The sequence below is a fragment of the Paracoccus sp. Ld10 genome (genome assembly GCF_045064235.1).
Classification (GTDB): Bacteria; Pseudomonadota; Alphaproteobacteria; order Rhodobacterales; family Rhodobacteraceae; genus Paracoccus.
On the sequence record NZ_JBISHD010000005.1, the window covers coordinates 39,212 to 64,473 of the forward strand.

27 protein-coding genes are annotated in these 25,262 nt (G+C 68.5%); 18 read left to right on the forward strand and 9 right to left on the reverse strand.

The genetic code is table 11. The features are described 5' to 3' along the window. Positions 1-41 precede the first annotated feature (41 nt). The 8 genes from ACJJVR_RS02490 to mutL all read left to right on the forward strand — a co-directional run bounded on the left by ACJJVR_RS02490 (position 42) and on the right by mutL (position 9,170). Positions 42-218: a hypothetical protein gene (locus tag ACJJVR_RS02490; RefSeq protein ID WP_405401966.1), complete on the forward strand. Its 177-nt coding sequence runs from the start codon at positions 42-44 to the stop codon at positions 216-218. 61 nt (positions 219-279) lie between these two features. Next, positions 280-1,866 (forward strand): bifunctional phosphoribosylaminoimidazolecarboxamide formyltransferase/IMP cyclohydrolase, encoded by a 1,587-nt coding sequence (purH, locus tag ACJJVR_RS02495; protein ID WP_405401968.1) that lies wholly within the window; start codon positions 280-282, stop codon positions 1,864-1,866. Continuing rightward, positions 1,866-2,561, forward strand: a complete 696-nt coding sequence (gene lspA / locus ACJJVR_RS02500; protein ID WP_405401970.1) for a signal peptidase II — start codon at positions 1,866-1,868, stop codon at positions 2,559-2,561. Before purH ends, lspA begins: the two co-directional genes overlap by 1 nt. A 30-nt stretch (positions 2,562-2,591) precedes the next feature. Further along, a complete protein-coding gene (locus ACJJVR_RS02505; RefSeq protein WP_405401972.1) occupies positions 2,592-3,110 on the forward strand; it encodes a DUF3035 domain-containing protein in 519 nt (172 codons plus the stop codon). Beyond that, positions 3,107-4,327, forward strand: a complete 1,221-nt coding sequence (locus ACJJVR_RS02510) for a cytochrome P450 (RefSeq protein WP_405401974.1) — start codon at positions 3,107-3,109, stop codon at positions 4,325-4,327. Before ACJJVR_RS02505 ends, ACJJVR_RS02510 begins: the two co-directional genes overlap by 4 nt. 157 nt (positions 4,328-4,484) lie before the next feature. After that, on the forward strand, positions 4,485-5,927 hold the full coding sequence (locus tag ACJJVR_RS02515) for a M16 family metallopeptidase (protein ID WP_405401976.1): 1,443 nt from the start codon (positions 4,485-4,487) through the stop codon (positions 5,925-5,927). Further along, a complete protein-coding gene (locus ACJJVR_RS02520) occupies positions 5,924-7,240 on the forward strand; it encodes a M16 family metallopeptidase (RefSeq protein ID WP_405401978.1) in 1,317 nt (438 codons plus the stop codon). The genes ACJJVR_RS02515 and ACJJVR_RS02520 overlap by 4 nt, the downstream gene beginning before the upstream one ends. A 112-nt stretch (positions 7,241-7,352) precedes the next feature. Further along, positions 7,353-9,170 (forward strand): DNA mismatch repair endonuclease MutL, encoded by a 1,818-nt coding sequence (mutL, locus tag ACJJVR_RS02525; protein WP_405401980.1) that lies wholly within the window; start codon positions 7,353-7,355, stop codon positions 9,168-9,170. A gap of 99 nt (positions 9,171-9,269) precedes the next feature. On the opposite strand, the gene ACJJVR_RS02530 is transcribed toward mutL, so the two are convergent. Together ACJJVR_RS02530 and ACJJVR_RS02535 are read right to left on the reverse strand one after the other, a co-directional pair. Next, positions 9,270-10,469: a PQQ-dependent sugar dehydrogenase gene (locus tag ACJJVR_RS02530; protein WP_405401981.1), complete on the reverse strand. Its 1,200-nt coding sequence runs from the start codon at positions 10,467-10,469 to the stop codon at positions 9,270-9,272. 83 nt (positions 10,470-10,552) lie between these two features. After that, positions 10,553-11,608, reverse strand: a complete 1,056-nt coding sequence (locus ACJJVR_RS02535) for a saccharopine dehydrogenase (RefSeq protein WP_405401982.1) — start codon at positions 11,606-11,608, stop codon at positions 10,553-10,555. Between the two features lie 122 nt (positions 11,609-11,730). Between ACJJVR_RS02535 and ACJJVR_RS02540 the strand changes: the two genes are divergently transcribed. Next, a complete protein-coding gene (locus ACJJVR_RS02540) occupies positions 11,731-12,513 on the forward strand; it encodes an MBL fold metallo-hydrolase (RefSeq protein ID WP_405401983.1) in 783 nt (260 codons plus the stop codon). Here ACJJVR_RS02540 and ACJJVR_RS02545 read toward each other — a convergent pair. Genes ACJJVR_RS02545 through ACJJVR_RS02555 form a run of 3 tightly spaced genes read right to left on the reverse strand, consistent with a single transcriptional unit; the run spans position 12,510 to position 14,255 of the window. Beyond that, the gene (locus ACJJVR_RS02545; protein WP_405401986.1) at positions 12,510-13,160 is read right to left on the reverse strand and encodes a pseudouridine synthase; all 651 of its coding nucleotides are present in this window, start codon (positions 13,158-13,160) and stop codon (positions 12,510-12,512) included. The two genes, ACJJVR_RS02540 and ACJJVR_RS02545, sit on opposite strands and share 4 nt — an antisense overlap. Then, positions 13,157-13,783 (reverse strand): LysE family translocator, encoded by a 627-nt coding sequence (locus ACJJVR_RS02550; protein ID WP_405401987.1) that lies wholly within the window; start codon positions 13,781-13,783, stop codon positions 13,157-13,159. The genes ACJJVR_RS02545 and ACJJVR_RS02550 overlap by 4 nt, the downstream gene beginning before the upstream one ends. Positions 13,784-13,802: 19 nt before the next feature. Continuing rightward, positions 13,803-14,255: a GAF domain-containing protein gene (locus ACJJVR_RS02555; protein ID WP_405401989.1), complete on the reverse strand. Its 453-nt coding sequence runs from the start codon at positions 14,253-14,255 to the stop codon at positions 13,803-13,805. A gap of 116 nt (positions 14,256-14,371) precedes the next feature. Here ACJJVR_RS02555 and ACJJVR_RS02560 point away from each other — a divergent pair, with 116 nt between their 5' ends. From ACJJVR_RS02560 to ACJJVR_RS02585, 6 genes are read left to right on the forward strand one after another with little or no spacing between them, the layout of a single operon-like run. After that, positions 14,372-15,688, forward strand: coding sequence for a histidine kinase (locus ACJJVR_RS02560; RefSeq protein WP_405401990.1), 1,317 nt, complete (start codon positions 14,372-14,374; stop codon positions 15,686-15,688). Between the two features lie 15 nt (positions 15,689-15,703). After that, entirely contained in the window at positions 15,704-16,330 is a 627-nt protein-coding gene (locus ACJJVR_RS02565; RefSeq protein WP_405401992.1) for a response regulator, read from the forward strand. 9 nt (positions 16,331-16,339) lie between these two features. Continuing rightward, positions 16,340-16,852: a DUF2478 domain-containing protein gene (locus ACJJVR_RS02570; RefSeq protein ID WP_405401994.1), complete on the forward strand. Its 513-nt coding sequence runs from the start codon at positions 16,340-16,342 to the stop codon at positions 16,850-16,852. Next, the gene (locus ACJJVR_RS02575) at positions 16,822-17,112 is read left to right on the forward strand and encodes a sulfurtransferase TusA family protein (protein ID WP_405401996.1); all 291 of its coding nucleotides are present in this window, start codon (positions 16,822-16,824) and stop codon (positions 17,110-17,112) included. The genes ACJJVR_RS02570 and ACJJVR_RS02575 overlap by 31 nt, the downstream gene beginning before the upstream one ends. A gap of 9 nt (positions 17,113-17,121) precedes the next feature. Further along, positions 17,122-18,102 (forward strand): iron exporter MbfA, encoded by a 981-nt coding sequence (gene mbfA / locus ACJJVR_RS02580; protein ID WP_405401997.1) that lies wholly within the window; start codon positions 17,122-17,124, stop codon positions 18,100-18,102. A 19-nt stretch (positions 18,103-18,121) separates the two neighbouring features. Continuing rightward, complete coding sequence (locus tag ACJJVR_RS02585; RefSeq protein ID WP_405401998.1) at positions 18,122-19,045, forward strand: AEC family transporter; 924 nt, start codon at positions 18,122-18,124, stop codon at positions 19,043-19,045. Here ACJJVR_RS02585 and ACJJVR_RS02590 read toward each other — a convergent pair. Further along, entirely contained in the window at positions 19,042-20,331 is a 1,290-nt protein-coding gene (locus ACJJVR_RS02590) for a 4-aminobutyrate--2-oxoglutarate transaminase (RefSeq protein ID WP_405401999.1), read from the reverse strand. The genes ACJJVR_RS02585 and ACJJVR_RS02590 overlap by 4 nt on opposite strands. A gap of 131 nt (positions 20,332-20,462) precedes the next feature. Between ACJJVR_RS02590 and ACJJVR_RS02595 the strand changes: the two genes are divergently transcribed. Further along, positions 20,463-21,260, forward strand: a complete 798-nt coding sequence (locus tag ACJJVR_RS02595; RefSeq protein ID WP_405402001.1) for a crotonase/enoyl-CoA hydratase family protein — start codon at positions 20,463-20,465, stop codon at positions 21,258-21,260. A gap of 102 nt (positions 21,261-21,362) precedes the next feature. Here the strand turns inward: ACJJVR_RS02595 and ACJJVR_RS02600 are convergent, their stop codons facing one another. From ACJJVR_RS02600 to dapD, 3 genes are read right to left on the reverse strand one after another with little or no spacing between them, the layout of a single operon-like run. Further along, positions 21,363-21,941: an exopolysaccharide biosynthesis protein gene (locus ACJJVR_RS02600; protein ID WP_405402003.1), complete on the reverse strand. Its 579-nt coding sequence runs from the start codon at positions 21,939-21,941 to the stop codon at positions 21,363-21,365. 55 nt (positions 21,942-21,996) lie between these two features. Beyond that, a complete protein-coding gene (locus ACJJVR_RS02605) occupies positions 21,997-22,452 on the reverse strand; it encodes a YaiI/YqxD family protein (protein ID WP_405402005.1) in 456 nt (151 codons plus the stop codon). After that, positions 22,452-23,273, reverse strand: coding sequence for a 2,3,4,5-tetrahydropyridine-2,6-dicarboxylate N-succinyltransferase (gene dapD, locus ACJJVR_RS02610; protein WP_405402007.1), 822 nt, complete (start codon positions 23,271-23,273; stop codon positions 22,452-22,454). The genes ACJJVR_RS02605 and dapD overlap by 1 nt, the downstream gene beginning before the upstream one ends. Before the next feature lie 105 nt (positions 23,274-23,378). On the opposite strand from dapD, the gene ACJJVR_RS02615 reads away from it, so the two are divergent. Together ACJJVR_RS02615 and rsgA are read left to right on the forward strand one after the other, a co-directional pair. Next, positions 23,379-24,209 carry an LOG family protein gene (locus ACJJVR_RS02615; protein WP_405402009.1) on the forward strand — a complete coding sequence of 277 codons (831 nt, stop codon included), beginning with the start codon at positions 23,379-23,381 and terminating at the stop codon, positions 24,207-24,209. A 40-nt stretch (positions 24,210-24,249) separates the two neighbouring features. Next, complete coding sequence (gene rsgA / locus ACJJVR_RS02620; RefSeq protein WP_405402010.1) at positions 24,250-25,257, forward strand: ribosome small subunit-dependent GTPase A; 1,008 nt, start codon at positions 24,250-24,252, stop codon at positions 25,255-25,257. Positions 25,258-25,262 lie beyond the last annotated feature (5 nt).

The following is a 25,262-nucleotide window of genomic DNA, read 5'->3' on the forward strand; positions in this document are numbered from 1 at the left end:
TTGTGTCTTCCTTCCGCGAACGCGGATGAAAGGATGACCAGATGAGGCTGACCACTGTCGCAATGGGACTGAAACTGGCTCAGGCCGTCCTGCGCACGCGCGGGGCGACGACCGCTGCCAAAGGCGCGGGGGGACTGGCGTCCGGGATCGGCACGGCGGTCATGGTCGTGGCGGCGGTGCAGCTGGCGCAACAGCTGTTCTCCACGCGCAAGCGCTGAGGCGCTGGACCTTCGGCGGGGGTTTCGGTAACTGGGCGTCACCCAGAGACACGAGGCCCCCATGTCCGACCCCGTCGCCATCCGACGCGCGCTGCTCTCCGTTTCCGACAAGACCGGACTGATCGATTTCGCCCGCGCCCTTGACGCGCGTGGCATCCAGATCCTGTCGACCGGCGGCAGTGCCAAGGCCCTGCGCGATGCGGGCCTGACCGTCACCGACGTGGCCGACGTGACGGGTTTCCCGGAAATGATGGATGGTCGGGTCAAGACGCTGCACCCGGCGGTACATGGTGGATTGCTGGCACTGCGCGACAATGCGGACCACGTGGCCGCGATGGAGGAACACGGCATCGGTGCGATCGACCTGCTGGTCGTGAACCTGTACCCGTTCGAGGAAACCGTTGCCAAGGGCGCGGCATACGACGACTGCATCGAGAACATCGACATCGGCGGCCCGGCGATGATCCGTGCGGCGGCCAAGAACCACGGTTTCGTCACCGTAATCGTGGACGTGCAGGATTACGACGCGGTTCTGGCCGAACTGGATGCCAACAGCGGCACGACCCTGCCCTTCCGCCAGCGGATGGCGCAGACGGCCTATGCGCGCACCGCCGCCTATGACGCCGCGGTGTCGTCGTGGATGGCCGACGCCATCGGAGAGACGACGCCCCGCCGCCGCGCATTCGCCGGAACGCTGGCCCAGGGGTTGCGCTATGGCGAGAACCCGCACCAACAGGCGGCCTTCTATGTCACCGGCGACGCGCGCCCTGGCATTGCGACCGCAGAGCAGCATCAGGGCAAAGAGCTGTCCTATAACAACATCAACGACACCGATGCGGCGTTCGAGCTGGTGTCGGAATTCGACCCCGCAGACGGCCCCGCCTGCGCGATCATCAAGCATGCCAACCCCTGCGGCGTGGCCCAGGGGGCGACGGCGCTGGAGGCGTACAAGCGGGCCTTTGATTGCGACCGCACCTCGGCCTTTGGCGGGATCATCGCGCTGAACCAGCCGCTGGACGGTGCCACGGCAGAAGAGATCGTCAAGATCTTTACCGAGGTCGTGATCGCCCCCGACGCCGACGAGGATGCGAAACGCATCTTTGCGGGCAAAAAGAACCTGCGTCTGCTGACCACGGGCGGGTTGCCCGACCCGCGTGCCGGGGGCCTGACCTTCCGGCAGGTGTCGGGCGGCATGCTGATCCAGGGTCGCGACAACGGCCATGTCAGTCGCGACGACCTGAAGATCGTGTCCGACCGCCAGCCGTCGGAACAGGAACTGGCCGACCTGATGTTCGCCTGGACCATCGCCAAGCACGTGAAATCGAACGCGATCGTCTATGCCAAGGACCTGGCCACCGTCGGCATCGGCGCGGGCCAGATGAGCCGCGTGGACAGCACCCGCATCGGGCGGCGCAAGTCCGAGGACATGGCCCAGGCCCTTGGCCTGTCGGAACCCCTGACCATCCGTGCGGTCGTGGCGTCTGACGCGTTCTTTCCCTTTGCCGACGGCATCGAGGCGCTGGCCGAGGCCGGTGCCCGCGCCGTCATCCAGCCCGGCGGCTCGATGCGCGACGACGAGGTCATTGCGGCGGCCAACCGCCTTGGGCTGGCGATGGTCCTGACCGGCCAGCGGCACTTTCGCCACTGATGGCCGCGCCCGCCAAGCCCGCCGCCGCCCGCAAGGCGCGCCCGGCCCCGCAGCCCGCGCGCAGCGACATGCGGCCGGTGATCTGGGTCGCGCTGGCGATCTTTCTGGCCGACCAGGCGCTGAAATACGTGGTCGTGCACATGCTGGATCTGGACCGGGTGCGGACCATCGACGTGTTTCCGCCCTGGCTGAACCTGCGCATGGCGTGGAATCAGGGCGTAAATTTCGGCCTGATGGCGTCGGATACGGACATCATGCGGTGGGTGCTGGTCGCAGTGGCGGTGGTCATCTGCACCTGGGTCTGGGTCTGGGTCTGGCGTGCGGCACTGGGGCGGTTCGCCCGCATCTCGGCGGGGCTGCTGATCGGCGGCGCGTTGGGGAACGTGGTGGACCGCGTCCTGTACGGCGCGGTGGCCGACTTCCTGAACATGTCGCTGCCGGGCTGGCAGAACCCCTACAGCTTCAATGTGGCCGATATCTCTATCTTTGCGGGGGCGATCGGGCTGGTGCTGATGCCGCAGCCCAAGACGCCCGCAACGCCGGCCCCGACCCCGGCCAAGCCCAGGACACCGCGCAAGACACCCAAGGCCCCCGCGCCCAAGGCACCGTCGCCGCCCCCCACAGGACCGCGACAGCCCGACCTGTTCGCGCCCACCGACCAACAGGGTCGTGACGGCGACGGAAAACCGGGCTAGAACGGCGCAACGGACCAAAGGGGGCAGAACATGCGGACAAGCGCGCTGATGATCGGATTTGCGGCCGCGATGGGGCTTTCCGCCTGTGGCGGCGGGTCGCTGAACAATATCGGCGCAGGTCAGGTAGGGCCGGACGAGTTCGCGATTCTGCCCACGCGGTCGCTGTCGATGCCGCCTGACCTGGCGGTGCTGCCCGCGCCGACGCCGGGCGGTGCGAACATCACCGATCCGACCCCGCGCGGCGATGCGGTGGCCGTTCTGGGCGGCAACCCCGAGCGGCTGACCGACCAGGGCATCGGCGCCGCCGATCAGGCGCTGATCGCGCAGGCCGCCCGCGCGGGAACCGACCCGCAGATCCGCGAACGTCTGGCGCAATCGGATGCCGAATGGCGCGCCCGCAACGGCCGCCGCCCGCTGGAACGCATCATGGGCACATCGGTCTATCAGCGGGCCTATGCGCCGATGGCGCTGGACGCGGTGACCGAACAGCAGCGCTGGCAGCGCGCGGGGGCCATCACCTCGACCGGGCCGGCCCCTGCGGCCGAGTGACCACCGCCCTGTTCGACCCGACGGCCCCCGGTTTCGGGGCCGATCCCTGGCCCGCCTATGCGGCGCTCAGGGCACAGCCGGGCCTGCCCGTGTGGCCGGGCTTTGGCGGGCATATGGCATCGCGGATGGCGGATGTGCGCGCCATCGCGCTGGACCGGCGCATGGTGCGCGCGCCCGCGGCATTCGCGCCGCCCGATCAGGTGCGTGCCATGCGGGTCGCGGGCAATTTCCACGACATGCCGTTCCATGAACGATTTGTGCAGACCTCGATGCTGGACACGGATGGGCCGGACCACGACCGGCTGCGCAGGGCGGTGTTCCCGTTCTTTACCCGGACCCGGCTGGAGGGGCTGCGCGGTTTCGTCACGGCCTGGGTCGACGCCGCGCTGGACCGGGTGATTCCGCAGGGGCGGATCGATTTCATCGCCGATCTGGCGGCGCATCTGCCGGGTCAGGTGATCGGGCATCTGATCGGCACCGACCCGGCGCTGGCCGCGCAGATGACCGAATGGTCCGATCACGTTGTCAGCTATTTCGACATCGACCGCACGCCTGCCAAAAAGGCCCGCGCCGAGGAGGCCACCCGCCTGTTCGCGGCGCTGCTGGAGGACCTGCACGCCGAACGCGCCGCGCGGCCCCGCGACGATCTGATGTCCGCGATGATCGAGGCCGAACGTGCGGGCCTGATGACCCATGACGAGTTGATCGCCACGATCATGCAGATCCTGCATGCGGGGCACGGGTCGACCATCGACGTGCTGGGATCGGGGATGATGGCGCTGCTGGAGCATCCGGAGCAGGCTGCGATGCTGCGCGCACAGCCGGGGCTGATGCCGCAGGCGGTGCAGGAGATGTTCCGTTTTGCCGCGCCCCTGCCATTCTTTCACCGCTATGCGTCCGAGGATCTGACGATCTGCGGGCAGGACTGGCCCAAGGGGACGTTGTTCGGGCTGTTGTACGCGTCGGCCAACCGCGATCCGGCGGCGTTCGCGGATGCCGACCGTTTCGACGTCACCCGGCGACCGAACGTGCATCTGGCGTTTGGCGCGGGGGTGCATGTCTGCCTGGGGAACAACCTGGCGCGGCTGAACATGGAAACGCTTTTCACGGCCCTGCTGGCCCGCGCGCCGGACATGGTGGTCGACGGGCCGGTGCGCTGGAAACAGGGGTTGCAGGCGCATGGGCCGTTGTCGCTGCCGGTGCGGCTGACGGCCTGAACGGGTCGCCCGCACGGCCCCCATCGAGGGGGCCATCCGGGCGCGCGGCTGGCGCCGCGTCCCATCCCGCCACCGCTGCACATTCGCGCGAGCGTGGCTTGCGCGGCCTGCCCCTGAGGTCCAAGTTGCGCCTCAGCAAGAGGAGGTTGCCTCACCCATGCGTCATCCCGCATCCCGTTCCGCCATAGCCGTTGCCCTGGCCCTTGGCACGTCGCTGACAGGCCTGCCCGCATCGGCGCAGGACACCGCCCCGCCGATGCCCGAGGGCGTTACCCATTTCACCCTGCCCAACGGGCTGGAGGCCGTGGTCGTCCAGGACGAACGCGCGCCCGTCGTGGTACAGATGGTCTGGTACAAGATCGGCGCCGCCGACGAGGTACCCGGCAAGTCCGGCATCGCGCATTATCTGGAACACCTGATGTTTAAGGGTACCGACACGCTGGAACCCGGAGAGCTGTCCAAGACGGTCACCGCGAACGGCGGCAGCGACAATGCCTTTACGTCGTGGGATTTCACTGCGTATTTCCAGCGCATTGCCAGCGACCGCCTGCCCCTGGTGATGGGGATGGAGGCCGACCGCATGGCCAACCTGAACATCCGCGACGAGGACTGGCAGGCCGAGCGCCAGGTCGTGCTGGAAGAGCGTGCGCAGCGCGTCGACAGCGACCCCGCCGCCCTGTTCGCCGAGGAATTGAACGCGGTCGTCTATGACAACCATCCCTATGGCATCCCCATCATCGGCTGGCGCGACGAGATCGAGGCGCTGACCCGCGACGACGCCGTCGCGTGGTACGACACGCATTATTCCCCGAACGAGGCCGTGCTGGTCATCGCCGGCGACGTCACGCCCGAGGAGGCCCGCGCCTTGGCGGAGGAGCATTACGGTGCCATCCCCGCCAAGGGCGAGGCAGAGCCGCGTGTCCGCCCGCAGGAGCCGCCCAAGCGGACCGCGCGGCGGCTGGAGATGTCGGACCCGCGCGTGGCCCAACCGAACATGATCCGCAGCGTTTTGGCTGCGGAACGCGATCCGGGCGCACAGGAGGACGCGGCAGCGCTGACCGTGCTGGCGGCGCTGTTGGGCGGGTCGTCGCAGACGTCCTATCTGGCGCAGCAGCTGACACTGCCGGGACAGGCGCTGTGGGCGGGGGCCAGCTATGACGGGCTGTCGCTGGACCGGACCGAGTTCATGCTGTCGATGATCCCGGCGCAGGGGACCACGCCCGAGGACGCCGAAGCCGCGCTGGACGATGTCCTGGCGCAGTTTTTGGCCGAGGGGCCGGATGATGCCGATCTGGAACGCGTCAAGACCCGCATCCGCGCCGAGGAGATCTATTCCCGTGATTCGGCGCATGGCCGGGCCTATGACTATGGCCAGGGGCTGTCGACCAGCCTGACCGTGCAGGACGTGAACGACTGGCCGGACATCCTGGATGCGGTCACGTCCGAGGACGTGATGGCCGCTGCCCGCGATGTGCTGGAAGCGCCCGCCGTCACCGGCTGGTTGCTGCCCGCCGATACGCAGGCACAGGCCACGACACCCGCCGCGACCACAGAACCGGCCCCGGCCACCCCAGACGAACAGACCGAGGTGCAAGGATGATCCGTGCCACAATCGCCACCGTTCTTGCCCTGCTGGCCGTTCCCGCACAGGCGATCGAGATTCAGGATGTCACCTCTCCGGGCGGGATCAAGGCCTGGCTGGTTCAGGACGACAGCATCCCGTTCGTGGCGCTGGACATCCAGTTTCGCGGCGGCGCCAGCATGGACGCCCCCGGCAAACGCGGTGCGGTCAACCTGATGACATCGCTGCTGGAGGAAGGGGCCGGGTCGAACACCGCCACTCAGTTCGCGCAGTCGGTCGAGGATCTGGGCGCGCGATTGTCGTTTTCCGCCAGCGACGACACGTTGTCGGTCGGGTTCCAGTCGCTGACCGAGAACCGCGACGCGGCCGCCGGCCTGTTGGCGCAAGCGCTGGCGCAGCCGCGGTTCGACGACGATGCGCTGGCCCGCGTACGCGGTCAGGTGCAGGCCGTGATCCGGTCCGAGGCGACCGACCCGAACAGCATCGCCGCCAAGGAGATGGCGGCGCAGGCCTGGGGCGACCACCCCTATGCCACCTCGATCAACGGAACGTCCGACAGCGTCGCGGCGCTGACGAAACAGGACCTGGTGGCCGCCAAGAACCGCGTTCTGGCGCGCGACCGGGTGGTCGTCGGCGCCGCGGGCGACATCTCGGCCGAGGAACTGGGGCTGTTGGTCGACCGCATTCTGGGCGGGTTGCCGGAACAGGCGACGGCGCCCCTGCCGGAACCTGCAGAGCTGCAGGTGACGGGCGGCACGACGGTGGTCGATTGGGACAGCCCGCAGACAGTCGTCGCCTTTGCCGGCCCCGGCATTCCGATCGACGATCCCGATTATTTCGCGGCCTTTGTGGCGAACCATATTCTGGGCGGCGGCGGGTTCAGTTCGCGCCTGATGACAGAGATTCGCGAAAAGCGCGGCCTGACCTATGGCGTGGGCACGGCGCTGGCCACGGGGCTGTACGGCCAGACTTGGCAGGGCGGCATGTCAGGATCGAATGCCACCACGGCCGAGGCGGTGGAACTGATCCGCGCCGAATGGGCCCGCATGGCCGAGGGCGTGACCGATCAGGAACTGACGGATGCCAAGACCTATCTGACCGGGGAATATCCGCTGCGGTTCGACGGGAACGGGCGCATCGCGTCGATCCTAGCAGGGATGCAGCTGATCGGGTTCCCGATCGACTATATCGACACCCGCAACGACAAGGTCGAGGCGGTCACCTCCGAGGACGTGTCCCGTGTGGCGCAGCGTCTGTTGGACCCTGAACAGTTGCGTTTCGTGCTGGTGGGTCGCCCCGAGGGAATCGAACAGGACCCCGTCACCAACTGAGTGGCGACCTGCGGTGGCGCCGCGCCCCAAAAGGCGCGGCGCGGTCGTTCTGCGGGTCTGATGGCCCGCGAATCTCTGGTGGCGGCGGGGCAGTCCTGCTATATTTGGGGCGATGAATAGCCATGCCCCCAAGATACGCGCCGACGCCCGCCCCGTGATCCGCCAGCTGGACGAGGCCACCGCCAACCGCATCGCGGCCGGCGAAGTGGTCGAGCGTCCCGCATCCGCGGTCAAGGAGCTGGTCGAGAACGCGTTGGACGCCGGCGCCACCCGCATTGAGATCGCCATTCAGGACGGCGGCAAACGGCTCATCCGTGTCACCGACGACGGTTGTGGCATGGTGCCCGACGATCTGCCGCTGGCCCTGTCGCGCCATGCGACCAGCAAGATCGACGGGACCGATCTGTTGGCCATCACCAGCTTTGGTTTTCGCGGCGAGGCGTTGCCGTCGCTTGGGGCGGTGGGGCGGCTGACCATCACCTCGCGCGCGCAGGGGGCCGAGGGGGCATCCATCGCGGTGACGGGGGGGCGGCTGGACCCGATGCGTCCGGCGGCGGCTAATTGCGGCACGGTGGTCGAGTTGCACGATCTGTTCTTTGCCACGCCCGCGCGGCTGAAGTTCCTGCGCACCGACCGGGCGGAAACGCAGGCTGTCGCGGACACCGTGCGCCGGCTGGCGATGGCCGAACCCTATGTCGGCTTTTCGCTGACCGCCGACAGGCGCGAGATTTTTCGCGCCGATGCCGAACAGGGAGAGCTGTTCGGCGCGCTGACCACCCGCCTGACCCGGCTGATGGGCGCCGATTTCATCGACAACGCCCTGCCGATGGATGCCGAACGTGATGGAATCACGCTGACAGGCTATGCCGCTCTGCCGACCTATTCGCGCGGCGCGGCGGTGGCGCAGCATCTGTACGTGAACGGGCGACCGGTGCGCGACAAGCTGCTGACCGGGGCGCTGCGGGCGGGGTACATGGACGTGCTGGCGCCAGGGCGTCACCCGGCGGCGGTGCTGTTTCTGGAATGCGATCCGCAGATGGTCGACGTGAATGTCCATCCTGCCAAGGCCGAGGTGCGGTTCCGCGACCCGCAATCGGCCCGCGGGCTGGTGGTGGGCGGGCTACGGCATGCGATGGCGGGGGCAGGTCACCGGGCCTCCAGCACGGTGGGCGACGCGACGCTGCAGGCGGTGCGGATCGAACCGCGCCACGACCCCCGCCCCGCATGGCAGGCCGACAGACCGTCGGCAGCAGCGCTGCGGGCGGGGCTGGAAATGCAGATGCCGGGCTTTGCCGAGACGCCGTCGGCGCGGTTCGACCCGGTCGTGACCGAAGCGCCCGTCGACGACGCCCCCCTGGGTGCCGCGCGCGCGCAGATCCATGAGAACTATATCATCGCGCAGACGCCTGACGGGCTGGTGATCGTCGATCAGCACGCCGCCCACGAACGGCTGGTCTATGAGCGGCTCAAGGCGCAGGCGCGGGCCGCGGGCATTCCGGCCCAGGCCCTGCTGATCCCCGAGATCGTCGAGCTGTCCCCCGCAGATGCCGACCGCATTTTGTCGATCGCGGGCGATCTGGCGGCGCTTGGATTGGTGATCGAACCGTTCGGACCCGGCGCGGTGGCGCTGCGCGAGGTGCCCGCGATGCTGGCGCGGCTAGACGGGCACGCGCTGATCCGCGACATCTTGGACGATCTGGCTGATCAGGGCGCGTCGGACCGGCTGCAGGCGCGCATCGATGCGGTGCTGTCGTCCATGGCCTGCCACGGATCGGTCCGGTCGGGCCGCCTGATGGGCGCGGACGAGATGAACGCTCTGCTGCGCGAGATGGAGCGCACGCCGAAATCCGGACAGTGCAACCACGGTCGCCCGACTTGGGTCAAGCTGCAGCTATCCGATATCGAACGGCTGTTCGGCCGTAGGGACTGAACAGCGGATCCGGCAGATCAGGTTGTGCAACCTGCTGTCGTCGCTGCCCGTGTCGGGGCGGTCCCGGATGACCGCCCCCACCTGTGGCCGTGCGACGGCTTAGCCCTCTGGCATCAGGCGGATCAGGCGGCCGTTATCTTCGTCGGTGATGACGACGATCGCGCCGTCCCGGGCGACTTCGACCTCGCGCACGCGGCCGATGCCTTGGGCCAGACGTGCCTCTCCGGTGACGGTGGTACCGTCCATCTGCAGACGGATGATGTCGCCGGACTGCAACCCACCGATCAGCGCGTCGCCCCGCCAGTCGGGGAACATGTCACCGTCATAAAATGCCATGCCACTGATCGCAGGCGAAGGATCCCAGTAATAGGCAGGCTGTTCGGTGCCATCGACCTGCGTCGCGCCCATGCGGGCACCGCTGTAGTCGGTACCATAGGTCGCCAGAGGCCAGCCGTAGTTCCGCCCGCCGTCAACGGCGTTCAGTTCGTCCCCGCCCTTGGGGCCGTGTTCATTCATCCACAGTTGCCCGTCGGGGCCCATGGCCGCGCCTTGGATGTTGCGATGGCCGATCGACCAGATCTCTGGCAGGGCGCCCTCGATGCCGGCACCGGCGGGGGTGCCGTCGGTCGCGTCAATGCGGATGATTTTGCCCAGCGTGGCCTGCGGGTCCTGCGCATACTGGCGCGGCTCTGGATTGCTGCGTTCGCCCAGACCGACAAAGATATGGCCCTGGTCATCGTGAACGATCCGCGCGCCGAAATGCTTGGTCGATGCCCACGCGGGCTGTTGTTGCCAGATACGACGGACATCGCCCATCGTGGTGCCGTCTTGGGACAGGATGCCCGTTGCTACGGCGGTACCGTTCTTGCCGTCGCCGCGGGGTTCGGCATAGGTCCACCAGACGCGGCGGGTTTCAATGAAATCATCCGCCACGGACACGTCATGCAACCCGCCCTGATCGCGTGCATCGACGTCGGGCAGGCCCGTGATCGGTTCGGACAGCGTGCCGTCGGTGGTATAGATGCGCATCCGGCCGGGCCGTTCGGTGATCAGCCAGTTGCCGTCGGGCATCTCTGCCAGACCCCACGGGTGTTCCAACCCCTGAATCAGCACCTGTTGCCGCAATGGGGTGGTGTCCAGCATGGGCGCGCGGGTCTGTCCCTGAAACGCGGGTTGCTGGTCATAGGCGGCACCGTTGGGGGTGGCGTCGTTGAAACCCTGCGCCGCGGCCATCGAGGCCAGAAATCCGGTGGCGGCAAGGGTTGTCAGGCTTGTCGTCGTGCGGCGATTGCGGCGCATCGTGCGGGTCCTCCGATCAGGTGAATACCCGGGCCCAATTCCTGACACGCCCCGGCGTTCCCGCCTGCGGCAACACGTCCCCGTCAGCCACCATCACGATGGTCGCGAAACAGCGCCCCCGCCCGGCCCCACGCCCCCGCATCGGGATGGTCCAGCCCTTTCAGGACAGGCAGCAGTTGGGCCGCGTAATCCGCGCTGCTTTCACGGGGCAACAGGGACGGCAGGTTGTCGATCGCCATCACGTCCAGCACCGGCGCATCGGCCACCCGCAGGACGGGCGCATCCCAGGTGGTGGTGCGGTCATAGACCTTGATCGGAGAAAAATCGCTGGTCGGATCGCAGGCCACGTCGGCGATCACACTCAGCGTCCGTCCCGGCGCCACGGCATCGGCGGGAACAAAGACCGGGGCACCGGGCCGGGCCAGGATCGCGTTGACAAGGATGTCGTGGGCCATGACCTCGGGGAATGGGCCACCATGGGCGGTTTCGGCCATGTCCCATGCGGTAACGGGAACGCCCATCGCGGCCAACAGGTCGGTGGCGCCGCTGCCCACGCGGCCCTTGGCCCCGATGACAATGGCGCGCGGGCGCGGCCCGGCGACGGCATCCAGCCGCACGCGCAGGTCGTCCAGCAGGTGATGGCAGTCGGGATAGGCGCGGACCGGGCCGCAGAGGCCGCCGGCCTGCTGTGCAGCCCATGCCATCAGCGACACCGCCGCCCCGGCATAACCCGCCCAATAGCCGAATGCCGCCAGCCTGCGCCCGCCGTCGTCGGTCAGGTATTCCAGATCGTACAGCACCCCGCCCCCGGCCCGGAACCGGTCCAGCAGCACCCGCCCCGCCGGCTGGCCCTTGAAGGCATGGCCGAACATCACGTGGCGGTGGCGCAGCGGGGTGCCGTCGTCGGGCAGTTCCTTGAGGCCAAAGACGATGGCGTCGTCGGGGGCGGTGCGCCAGCTGCCTTCGGGCACGATGGTCGCGCCGGCATCCGCATAGGCGTCGGTCGGGATGATGCGCCGGGGGCTGTCCTCGACCGTGACGCGCATGCCCTGACCGATCAGGGTGGCGACACCGTCAGGGGTGATGCCCACGCGATCCTCGTTCGGGCGGCTTTCCGCTCTGATCCACAGATGTGTCATCCCGATCCCCACCATCGCTTGCGCCCCAAGATGTAGGTCGCGCGACAATGCGCCGCAAGCGATCGATGGAACCCCGGGCGCACGTGGGGGGTTTGGCGTTTTTCACCATGTCTGGAGACATCATGAACCTGACCCGCCGCACCGGACTGAAACTGGCTGCAGCCCTGATGGGCACCGCTGTGATTCCCGCCCTCGTCCTGCCCCGCGCCGCCCATGCGCAGGACGGCGGGTTCCGCCACCCGGTCGACGGAGGAGAGGTTGTGATCCACCCGGTCGATCACGCCAGCATGGTTCTCGAAACACCCGCAGGCGTCATTCTGGTGGATCCGGTTGGCGGGGCCGAGGCCTATGCCGACCTGCCTGCGCCGGACCTGATCCTGATCACGCACGAACATGGCGACCATTATGACCAGGCCACTCTGGACGCCCTGCCAGAGGTCCCGATCATCGCCAACCCCGCCGTTGCCGGAATGCTGCCCGCGGCCATGGCCGAACGCACCACGACAATGGCCAATGGCGACACCGGAGAGGCCCTGGGCCTGTCGATCGAGGCGGTTCCCGCCTATAACACCACCGAGGATCGTCTGCAGAACCACCCCAAGGGCCGCGATAACGGTTATATCCTGACCATCGGCGGCCAGCGGTTCCTGATCGCAGGCGATACCGAGGACACGCCGGAACTGCGGGCGTTGACCGACATCCACGTGGCGTTCCTGCCGATGAACCTGCCCTATACCATGTCGGTGGAGCAGGCGGCCGAGGCGGTGACGGCATTCGCGCCCGACGTGGTCTATCCCTATCACCACAAGGGCAGCGATCTGGACGCCTTCACGGCATTGGTGGCCGAAGGCGGTTCGGGGACGCAGGTCGTCGTCGCGCCGTGGTACACGGACGCCGAAGCCTAAAACGGCACGGTCGCCGAAAAATCGGCCTGCACCCCGGTCTTGGGGTGCAGGAACCGCAGACTTTCGGCATGCAGCATCAGGCGCGGGTGATCGGCGGCATCGCCCGTGGCATACAGCGAATCCCCCAGAATCGCGTGGCCCAAGGACGCCATATGCACCCGCAACTGGTGGCTGCGCCCGGTGACAGGCATCAGGCGCACCCGCGTTTCGGCATCGGTGGCGCTGACCACGTGCCAGTCGGTCTGTGCGGGTCGGCCTGTGTCATGGTCGACCTTCTGGCGCGGGCGGTTCGGCCAATCCACGATCAGCGGCAGGTCGACCCGCCCTGTGTCCGGCTGCAAACGACCCGACAGGCGCGCGACATAGACCTTTTTGGTCAGCCGACCCTCGAATTGCTTGGACAGATGGCGCTGTGCCTGCGGGGTCAGGGCAAAAACGATCACCCCCGACGTGTCCAGATCCAGCCGGTGCACCAGTAACACGGTCGGAAACGCTTCGCGCAGGCGGGCGATCAGGCAGTCGGCCCGATCATCGCCGCGCCCCGGCACTGACAGCAGGCCCGCCTGCTTGTCCACGACCAGCACATGGTCATCGGCATGGATCACCACCGGGATGTCGGGCGGCGGGGCATAGACGAATTCGGTCATTTCCAGACGAGGCGCAGCGCCAGCCCTGCGAACATCACGGCGGCGATCTTGTTGACCAGCCCCAGCCGCTTGCCGATCACACCGCCCGCGACCCCGCCGACGACGCCGTAACCAATGGTCACCAGCGTCCCGGTAAAGGCAAAGATCAGCCCCAGCCCCAGAATCTGTTGCCAGATCGCCCCCCATGCGGGGTTGGTGAACTGTGGCAGGAACGCCAGCAGGAACAGCACCGGTTTGGGATTCAGGGCGTTGGACAGGAAACCGCGACGAATGATGTTCCAGACCCTGACGCTGCCCCGTGCCGACGGGTCGATATCCCCCGCCCGCCAGCTTTTCCACGCCAGCCACAGCAGATAGGCCGCGCCTGCATACTTGATCGCGCGCAGTGCCTCGGGGTGGGCGGCGACGATCGCGCCCAGGCCCACGGTCGCCAGCGCCACGTGCATCAGCACGCCCAACCCCACGCCGAATCCGGCCCAGGCCCCGGCACGCGGCCCGCCTTGGATGCCGCAGGCGCTGGCAAAGAACACGTCCTGACCGGGCGCAAAGTTCAGGACCAGCCCGCCCGCGATGAACGCGGTCATCTGTCCCGCAGGGATGTTCGCCAAGGTGTCCCAGATCATCGTGCCGCCCCCAAAGTGTTCACAGATGCCCGAAGGCATCCGCCAGAATCGCCGTCAGCGCATCCGCGTCGGCCTGATCGAATGCATCGACGCGGTCGCTGTCGATGTCCAGCACCCCGATCAGCCGACCGCCCGCGCCCAGCACGGGCAACACGATCTCGGACCGGGTGCTGCTGGAACAGGCGATATGGCCGGGGAACGCCTCGACATCCGGCACGATCTGGACCGTGCGCGTGCGCGCCGCAGCCCCGCAGACCCCGCGGGAAAACGGGATCACCAGACAGCCGTGCCCGCCCTGATAGGGGCCGATCTTCAACAGCTCGGGGCCCACGACGCGATAAAACCCGGTCCAGTCGAACCGGTCGTCGGATTGGTGCAATTCGCAGGCGACGGTCGCCATCAGCGCGACCTCGTCGGTCTCGCCCGCACACAGGGCCCGGATGCGGGCCGCAAGATCGTCATAATCGCTCATTTGCATATCCTTACGCGGGGCCGTTGGGACAGAAAAGCCCACCCGTTCATGCGCGTGAAAATTGTTCCGGGGACAGGGGCATTGCTCTGGCAGCCGCGTGGCGGCACTGTTGCGCCATGACGCTGCGCGCCCTCATCCTGACGCTGATCGTGATCGTCCAGTTGGGTCTGATCGCCCTGTTGGCCATGGGCAGCCTGGACCGGCTGCGCCGCGACATCGCCACCGAAACGCGGATGGGCGCGGACACGGCGCGCAATCTGGTGCTGGCCACGATCGGCACGATGCAGGGGGCGGTGCCGCCCGACCGCATCATGGCGTTGTTGCCGGAACGGCTGACCGAACCCCGCCACGCCCGCATCGGCATCCTGGACGTGCTGGACGGCACGCTGCGCCAGCCTGCGGGCCCGCCCGACCCGGCACTGCGCGCGCCGGGCTGGTTCGCGGGCCTGGTCGCCCCCGACCCGCAGGAGACCCGCCTGCCGGTGGTGATCGATGGCCGCCCGCGTGGCTATGTGCTGATCACGGGCGACCCGGCTGAGGAAATCGCCCGCGCCTGGCGCGACATGCGCGACCTGATGGCGCTGGCGCTGGCGGCGGCCGCGCTGCAGGCGGCGCTGATCGCGGGGGCGCTGGCGCAGGGGCTGCGCCCGGTCGCCACAATCGCCGCGCGCCTGTCGGACATGACGCGGGGCGATCTGGACAGCCGCATCGGCCCGCTGCCTCATCCCGACCTGGCGGCGCTGGCCGCGCATGTCGACCGGCTGGCGCAGGCGCTGGAACAGGCGCGTACCGATCGCACCCGGCTGCAGCATCAGGTGATCGCCCGCGCCGATGCCGAACGTAAGGCCATCGCCCGCGACCTGCACGACGAGATGGGCCCCTGCCTGTTCGGCCTGCGGGTCGAGGCCGACGCCCTGCGCGAGGCTGCGCCGGACCCGGCGACCGCCGCATCGGCCGACCAGATTGCGGCGATCGCGGAACAGATCGCCCGCGTGAACCGCGCCCTGCTGGACGACCTGCGCCCGATGGCGGTAGGGCAACTGCCGCTGGCCACGGTGCTGGCCGATTACGTGGCCGACCTGAACCGCAGGTTTCCCGGCACCCGCTTTGCGCTGGACATGGCAGCGGGCCTGCCCGAGCCTGACGAGGCCACGGCCCTGACCCTGTTCCGCATCCTGCAGGAGGGCACGACGAACGCCCTGCGCCACGCACAGGCGGGTTGCGTGGACATCCGGCTCTGGACCGATCCGGCGCATTGGCGCATGGTGCTGGCCGATGACGGCGCGGGCATGGCCCCCGACCGGCGCGAGGGGACAGGCCTGACGGGCATGCGCGAACGCATCACCCTGCTGGGCGGCACCCTGCGCCTGGAGGACGGGTCGCCGGGCACGCGCCTGACCGCCGACCTGCCCCGGCGGGCCGGACCGCATTAGGAACAGGACGACGCCGTGACGAAACGTGCCTTGGTCATCGACGACCACCCGATCACCCATCTGGGCGCCAGCCGCCTGTTGCGCGATCTGGGCTATGACCCGGTGGGCCAGGCCATGTCCGGAGAGGAGGCGCTGGACCAGCTGGCCCGCGACGCGGCGCCCGATCTGATCGTGCTGGACATCAGCCTGCCCGGCGCGGGCGGGCTGGACCTGCTGGGCCCGCTGCTGGCTGCCGCGCCGGATGCGCGCGTTCTGGTCTTTTCGATGAACGACCAGACGGGCTTTGCCGCGCGTGCCCTGCAGGCGGGCGCCCAGGGGTTTTTGTCCAAGAACGCCCCCCCGTCCGATTTCCGCGATGCCGTCCGCACGCTGGAGGCCGGAGAGTTCTATCTGGCACCCAAGCAGGCCATGGCGCTGGCCACGCTGCGCGCGGGGGCGGCGGGCGACCCGTTGGGCACGTTGTCGGACCGCGAACGGCAGGTGCTGGCCCTGATCGGGCGGGGACATGCGCTGCAGGCCATCGCGGATCAGCTGGGCGTCAGCTACAAGACCACGGCCAACACCTCGTCGGCGCTGAAAAAGAAACTGGGCGTGGACGGGATCAACGGCTTGATGAAATTCGCGCTGGACAGTGGCGTATAGGGGGCCCGGATGCTGGCTTGGTTCACGAACGACACCGACACGACGCCCGGCGCGGCCGACCTGGCGTTGGAAACGCTGGCGTCCGACCTGCGCGCCCGCGGCCTGCCCGTGGCGGGGGCGGTGCAGCGCAATCTGGACCTGGGCCCGGACTGCGCCTGTGACATGGAGATGATCGTGCTGGGCGATCCGGGGGACCCGGTCCGCATCTCTCAGTCGCTTGGACCGGGGGCGCAGGGCTGTCGGCTGGATACCGGCGCGCTGGAGGATGCGGTGGCGCGCACCGCGCCCCATCTGGCAGGCGCCGGTCTGGTGGTGATCCCCAAGTTCGGCCGGCAAGAGGCAATGGGCCGCGGTTTTCGCGACCTGATCGGTCAGGCGGTGGCCGATGGACAGCCGGTGGTCCTGTATGTGCCGCGCCAACAGCAGGCCGCGTTTCTGGAATTCGCGGGCGATCTGGCGGTGCGGGTGGCGCCCGACCTGCTGCGGTCCTGGTGCCTGGACCGATTCGCGGCGGCGTCGTGACGGCGCTGGACGCGCGGGGATTGCTGTGCCCCCTGCCGGTGCTGCGGCTGCGCAAACACCTGCTGGGGGTGCCGGCGGGTGCCGTTGTGCGCCTGATCGCCACGGATCGCATGGCGATGGTCGATGTGCCGCATTTCTGCGGACAGGCCGGGCATGCCATGATCGGAATGCGCGATCTGGGCGACGGCGTCATGGAATTCACGGTCAGGCGCGGCCCCGCGACCGGACAGGCAGCCGATCCTGCCCCCGAAGAGAGTTGAGCACCGACGATGACCCTGCCCTTTACGCCCGCTCGCAAGCGCCTGTCGGAGTTGACAGAGCGAGAGATCGTGGCCCTGGCCATCGCGTCCGAGGAGGACGACGCCCGCATCTATCGCAACTGGGCCGCGTTCCTGCGCAAGGACTATCCCGCCAGCGCCGCCGTGTTCGATGCCATGAGCGACGAAGAGGATGGCCACCGCCGCCTGTTGCTGGACATGCACCAGCGCCGGTGGGGTGATGCCATCGCCGTCATCCGCCGCGAACATGTCGCGGGCTATGTCACCCGCCGCCCCGCCTGGATGATCGAGACCCTGTCGCTGGAGCGCATCCGCGCCGAGGCTGCGGGCATGGAACGCGACGCCGCCGAATTCTATGCCCATGCCGCCCAGGTCAGCCAGGACGCCGGCACGCGCAAGCTGTTGGGCGATCTGGCCGCCGCCGAGCGCGGCCACGAAAACCGCGCGCACGAGCTGTCCGAACAGCTGTTGCCCGATGACATCCGCGCCGAGGAGGACGCCGTCGCATATCGCGATTTCGTGCTGACCTGGGTGCAGCCGGGGCTTGCCGGGCTGATGGACGGCAGCGTGTCGACGCTGGCCCCGATCTTTGCAGTGGCATTTGCCACCCACGATCCCTGGACGACCTTTCTGGTCGGTGCCGCGGCCAGCATCGGCGCGGGCATCAGCATGGGGTTCACCGAGGCCGCGTCCGACGACGGCGTGGTGTCGGGCCGCGGATCGCCGCTGAAACGCGGGTTGTCATCGGGGGTGATGACCACCGTGGGCGGGATGGGGCACGCCCTGCCCTATCTGATTCCGGATTTCTGGACCGCCACGACCCTGGCCATCATCGTCGTCTTTGTCGAACTGTGGGCCATCGCCTGGATCCAGAACCGCTGGATGCAGACGCCCTTTTGGCGCGCCGTCTTGCAAGTCGTCGTGGGCGGTGGTCTGGTGCTGGCCGTTGGGGTGCTGATCGGATCGGGCTGACGGCCCCTCTGGGGGCCAGATGATCGAGATCCTGCTCAAGACCCTGCCCTTCTTTGCCCTGATCGGGCTGGGCTGGGTCGCCGCAGCCACGCGGTTCTTTCCTGCCCAGGGCGCGGCCTGGCTGACGAAATTCGTGTTCTATTTCGCCCTGTCGGCGATGCTGTTCCGCTTTGCTGCGGGGGTCGATCTGGGCCAGCTGTTCGATCTGCGCTTTGTGCTGGCCTATCTGCTGGGATCGTCGGCGGTCTGGGCGGTGGGCCTGTGGGCCGCACGCACGCGCGGGCGGGCTTTGGCCGAGGCCGCGATGGAGGCGCAATGCTGCATGACCGGCAATACCGGCTTTCTGGGCGTGCCGATGCTGGTCGTGCTGCTGGGTCCGGCGGCGATCGGGCCGGTGCTGATGGTGCTGATCATCGACATGCTGGTGTTTTCGACGCTGATCACGCTGATCGTGCATGCCTCGCGCAGCGGCGGGGTCAGCATGGCCGCCATCGGACCGGTGCTGCGCGGAATCGCGGCCAACCCAATGATCCTGGCCATGGTGGCGGGTTTGTCATGGGGCGGGCTGGGCCTGCCGATGCCCGCACCCCTGGACGAGTTCCTGTCGATCCTGGGGGCCGCGGCCACGCCCGGTGCGCTGTTCGCGATCGGCGCCAGCCTGGCGGGACGCAGCCTGGCCCGGCTTGCGCCATCGGCCTGGTTGTCGGGGGCCAAGCTGGTTGCGCATCCCGCCGCCGTGGGGCTGGCGGCATGGGGCTTTGGCGTCGATCCGGTTGCGGCGGGGGTGATGGTGGTGGCGGCGGGCCTACCGGTGGCCGGCAACGTCTATATCCTGGCCCAGCATTTCGGGCTGGCGCAGCAGCGGGTGTCGACCGCGATCCTGATCTCGACCGCGGCCAGCATCCTGACCATTCCCGCGCTGATCCTGCTGATCGGGGCCTAGGCCCGCGCGGCCATGATCGCGTCGTCCAGAATGTCCAACGCCTCTGCGAACTGGTCGTCCGGGATGGTCAGCGGCGCCAGGAACCGGATCACGTTGCCATGCACCCCGCAGGTCAACAGCAACAGCCCCCGCGCCAGCGCCTGTTCGCGCACCCGCGCGGTCATCGCGGCATCCGGCCCGTCCGGCCCGATGAATTCGGCAGCGACCATAAGGCCCGGCCCCCGGATGTCGGCCAGTTCCGGCACCCGCGGCTGCAGCGCCGCCAACCGCGCCTTGAGCGTCTGGCCCAGGCGTTCGGCGCGGGCGCACAGCTCCTCGTCCTCGATCACGTCCAGCACGGCCAGCGCCGCCGCGATCCCCAGGGGGTTGCCGCCATAGGTGCCGCCCAGGCCCCCCGGTTCGGCCGCATCCATGATTTCGGCCCGTCCCGTTACCGCGGCGATGGGCAGGCCGCCGCCCAGGCCCTTGGCCATGGTCACCAGATCGGCGGCGATGCCGTGATGTTCCATCGCGAACAGGCGGCCGGTGCGGGCGAAACCGGTCTGCACCTCGTCCGCGATCATCACGATGCCATGCTTGTCGCACAGCGCCCGGATGGCGCCCACAAAATCGGTGGGCGCGGGATAAAAGCCCCCCTCGCCCTGCACCGGTTCGAACAGGATGGCAGCGACGCGGGCGGGGTCCAGATCGGCCTTGAACAGCGCGTCGATGGCCGCAAGGCTGTCGGCGGTCGTGACCCCATGCAGCGGGCAGGGGAACGGCGCGTGGAACACGTCGGGCATCATGCCGCCAAAGCCTTTCTTATAGGGCACGACCTTGCCGGTCAGCGTCATCCCCATGAAGGTCCGCCCGTGGAACGCGCCGGTGAACGCGATCACCGCGTCGCGTTTCGTGGCCGCGCGGGCGATCTTGACCGCATTCTCGCAGGCTTCGGCCCCGGTGGTCACAAAGATCGTCTTCTTGGCGAAATCGCCCGGCACCGCGGCGTTCAGACGTTCGGCCAGCCGGACGTAATTCTCATAGGGCAGAACCTGGTGGCAGGTATGGGTGAACGCGTCCAGCTGGGCGCGCACGGCCTCGATCACGCGGGGGTGGCGATGGCCGGTGTTCACCACCGCAATGCCCGCGGCGAAATCGATCAGGCGGTTGCCCTCGATATCGGTCACGGTGGCGTTTTCCGCATGGGCCGCGAAATGGTCGGTCATCACGCCCACGCCGCGGGCCATCGCGGCGCGGCGGCGGGCGGCGGTGGCCGCGTTCGTCGCGGCGTCGGTCAGGTCCTTCATCGTTCGTCCCCTTTGGATGGTCGGGCCAAGGGTGATCCTTTCGCGCGCATTTGCCAACGGCGAACTTCGCCTCGACGCAGGCGGCGCGCCGGGCTACCCCGGATGCGCACGTTCAAGGGAGGGAACCGGACATGCGCGACATTGCGGACCTGAGGCTGTCGAACATCCTGCTGGCGGTGGATGATGACGGGATCGCCCGCGTCACCCTGAACCGCCCGGCCAAGCGCAACGCCCTGGATCTGGCCACCATCGAGGAGCTGATCGACATCTTCACCACCTTGCCGCGCGCGGGCGTGCGGGCGGCAATCCTGGATGCGGCGGGCGATCATTTCTGCGCGGGTCTCGACTTGGTCGAGCATCATCGCGAGGATCGCAGCGCCGCCGATTTCATGCAGGTCTGCCTGCGCTGGCACGATGCGTTCAACCGGATGGAGTATGGCGGCGTGCCGGTCATCGCCGTGCTGCAGGGTGCGGTCGTGGGCGGCGGGCTGGAACTCGCCAGCGCCGCGCATATCCGCGTGGCGGGGCCGGGCACCTATTTCGGCCTCCCCGAGGGACAGCGCGGCCTGTTCACCGGCGGCGGCGCCACGATCCGCGTGGCGGACCTGATCGGCAAGGCACGGATGATCGACATGATGCTGTCCGGGCGGCTGTATCGCGGCGATGAGGCCGTGTCGGTGGGGCTGTGCCAGTACATGGTCGACGACCCGGCGGCCCATGCCCTGCAGATCGCGCGCAAGGCGGCGCAGAACCCGCCTTTGTCGAACTTTGCCATCTGCTCGGCCATCAGCCACATGCAGAACATGAGCGCGCTGGACGCCGCCTATGCCGAAGCCGCCGTGGCCGGCGTCGTGAACACCCAGGCCGCGGCCCGCGACCGGCTGGCGGCCTTTGCCGGCGGGACAGCCGACAAGATCAAACCCGCCTGAGGCACGCACCATGTCGCGTCGCGGGCCCTTGGCCCGTGCCGCGGCAGCGCGGGGCCGGGGCTCGATGCCCCGGTTCCGCGCCCCCCGCACAGGCCATCGCGTTCAGGGCATCAGGGTCAGGACCAGCGTCACAACCCCGCCAATCGCCGCGAACCCCAGCAGCACGAACACCCCGTCCCGCGCCAGCAGGCCGAATGCCAGCAGACTGACCACCACCCCCATCAGCGACGACGTGAACGGAATGAACTCCAGCAGCGGCATCACCAGCCCGCAGCACAGGCAGATCGCCTGCACGATCCACCGCATCGGGCGGCGCACCAGGGGCGTCAGCCGTTCGTGACTGACCCAGTCAAGGAACCGTGCGGGCTTCTCCATCCAGTCCAGCGCCTTGCGCAGCCGGTCGCCGGACACCTGCCGCCGCATCAGGAACCCCGGCAGCCAGACGTGATCGCGCCCCATCAGCATCTGCGCCGACACCAACGCGATCAGCAGGCCGCAGATACTGGAAAACAGCGGCACCCCTGACAGGGGCGATGCCACCGCCAGCGCCGGGATCATCAGGTTGGGGGGCAGCGAATCCCGCCCCAGGGCTTCGGCGACCCGGCCGACGCTGACCTTGTCGCCGTCGGCCCCGTGGCGCACGCGGCCGATCAGATCGGTGATGACGGTGTCGTTGCTCATGGAACTCTCCTGATTGTCGCGGGGCCAACGCACGGACCCGCCGCGGGGTCCGGGATCAGCCCACGCGCCGTGCGGCGGTCAGCAGCCGGTCCAGCGATTGCAGGAACCGCGCCCGATCCGCCTTGCCGAACCCCGCGCCACCGCCCTTGTGAAACGGGTCCGCCGCGCGGATGTCGGCCATCAGGTCGCGCGTGGCCAGCCGTGGCCCTATGTTTCGGATGTCCAGCACCTCTCCGGCATGGGTCAGCACCGCGGCCCCCGCCTTGATGCAGCGATCCGCCAGCGGCAGGTCACCCGTCACGACCACGTCCCCCGGACCACAGCTGTCCGCGATCCATTTGTCGGCCTCGTCCGGACCTGCGGACACGATCTGCAGGCGCACCAGCGGATGCACGGGCATCCGCAGGCCGCCATTGCAGACCAGCACCATCGGCACACCCATGCGGATGGCCACCCGCTCGGCCTCGGCCTTGACCGGACAGGCATCCGCATCGATGTAGAGCGTGGTCATCAGTCGCGCAGCAGCTCGTTGATCGAGGTCTTGGAGCGCGTCTGCGCGTCCACGCGCTTGACGATCACCGCGCAATACAGGTTCACGCCGTTCTTGGACGGCATCGACCCCGACACCACGACCGATCCCGCCGGCACCTCGCCATAGGTCACGCTGCCGGTCTCGCGGTCGACGATCTTGGTGGACTGACCGATATAGACGCCCATGCCCAAAACCGATCCCTCGCGCACGATGCAGCCCTCGACCACCTCCGAGCGCGCGCCGATAAAGCAGTCGTCCTCGATGATCGTCGGCCCCGCCTGCAGCGGTTCCAGCACGCCGCCGATGCCCACGCCGCCCGACAGGTGGACGTTGCGACCGATCTGCGCGCAGGACCCGACCGTGGCCCAGGTGTCGACCATCGCGCCCTCGCCCACATGGGCGCCCAGGTTGACGAAGGACGGCATCAGCACCGCGCCCTTGCCGATGAAGGCCGACCGCCGCACGATCGCGCCCGGCACGGCGCGAAAGCCCGCGCGGCGCCAGTCGTCCTGGGTCCAGCCGTGGAACTTGGACGGGACCTTGTCCCACCAGTTGGTCCCCTGCGGGCCGCCCGCCATCTCCTCCATGTCGTTCAGGCGGAACGACAGCAGCACGGCCTTTTTGGCCCACTGGTTCACGTGCCAATCGGCGCCGCGCTTTTCCGCGACGCGCAGGGTGCCGCTGTCCAGCTGGTGCAGCGTTTCGCGCACGGCCTCGCGGGCCGGGCCCTGGGTGTCGGGGGAGATCTCGGCGCGGGCCTCCCACGCGGTTTCGATGGCTTGTTCCAGGTCTTGGGTCATCTTGGCCTCTTGTTGCTGTCGCGTCCGGGTGGAATTGGTTGCCTGTGGGCTATAAGCATCAACCAATGCCCGCGCAATCCGCGCATCCCCCACCCTGAGGCCTCGATGACCGATACGACCGAACAGGACCGCGCCCACACCCTGCCCGGCAGCAGCCGCGATGCGGACCGCGCCCGGCACGTGCCCGACACCCCACAGACGCGCGCGCCGTCCTATCAGCTGGCGTTCAGCGACCGCGACTTTCTGCTGCGCGACGAACTGCGCCCGGTGCGGCTGCAGCTGGAACTGCTGAAACCGCAGATGATCATGGACGAACACGGCATCGAATCCACGGTTGTGATGTTCGGTGGCGCGCGCATCCCGGCCCCCGACGGCGCGGCCCGCGACGCGCGCAGCCCGGCGCTGGCCGAGCTGTCGAAATACTATACCGAGGCGCGCCTGTTCGCCCGCCTGATGACCGAACGCAGCCTGGCGCAGGGCGGCAAGGACCTGGTCATCTGCACCGGCGGCGGCCCCGGCGTGATGGAGGCCGGCAACCAGGGCGCACAGGAGGTTGGCGGCCAGTCGATCGGCCTGGGCATCGTGCTGCCGCACGAACAGGCGCCCAACCCCTATGTCACGCCGGACCTGTGCTTCAACTTCCACTATTTCGCGATCCGCAAGATGCACTTTCTGATGCGCGCCCGCGCGATCACAGTGTTTCCCGGCGGCTTTGGCACCCTGGACGAGCTGTTCGAGGCGCTGACCCTGATCCAGACCGGGCGCATGACGCGCATTCCCGTCCTGCTGTTCGGCGCGGAATTCTGGGACGGGATCATCAACTGGCAGGCACTGGCCCGCGCGGGCACGATCAGCGCGTCCGACCTGGACCTGATCCGCTATGTCGAGACCGCGGACGAGGCCGTGGCCATCATCGACGCATGGCCCGCGCCATGAACCGTTCGCATCGCGCTCGCGGCCCGATCAGGCCGATCGCATGACCGACACGCTGGACGATCTGGGCTGGGTGCCCTTTTTTGCCGATCAGGTGACCGACGACGATGCCGGGCTGGTGCCCATGCGCATCGCCGCCGTGCACCGGTCGCGGCTGATGGCCGAAACCGGCGGAGGGCAGGTCCGGCTGGATCTGCCGATTCATGCATCGACCGCCGACTATGCGGTGGGGGACTGGGTGCTGGCGCGGGACGACACGCGCGTGGTCGCGCGCCTGCTGGACCGCCGCGCCCTGCTGCGCCGCCGAACAGAGGGGGCCGATGCCCGCCAGCTGATCGCCGCCAACGTCGACACGCTGTTCGTGGTCACGTCGTGCAACGATGATTTCAACCCGGCGCGGCTGGAACGCTATCTGGCCCTGGCGAACGAGGCCGGGACCGACCCGGTGATCGTCCTGACCAAGATCGACAAAGTGGACGACCCGTCGGAGTGGATCGACCGTGCCCGGACCCTGCAACGCGGGTTGCAGGTCGTGGCGCTGAACGCGAAATCGCCCGATGCGGCGGCAATGCTGGAACCGTGGTGCGGATCGGGGCGCACGGTCGCGCTGGTCGGGTCGTCGGGGGTGGGCAAATCGACGCTGTTGAACACGCTGTCAGGCAGCAATGCACAGGCCACCGGCGACATCCGCGAATCGGACGCCAAGGGACGGCACACGACCACGTCGCGGTCGCTGCATCCGGTGGCAGGCGGGGGCTGGGTCATCGACACGCCCGGCATGCGCACGCTGCACGTGGCCGACATTGCCGTGGGCATAGAAATGCTGTTCGCAGAGATCACCGAACTGGCCCCGGACTGCCGGTTCCGCGACTGCACGCATGCGCATGAACCGGGCTGCGCGGTGCAGGCGGCGGTGCGGGCCGGCACGCTGGACGCGGATCGGCTGGAACGGTGGCGCAAGCTGCACGACGAGAACCGCGACAACACCCCGGTCCAGACCGGGCCGCGCGGCAACCGCACGACCCTGCCCCGCGGCAGCAAGCGGCGCTGACCGAA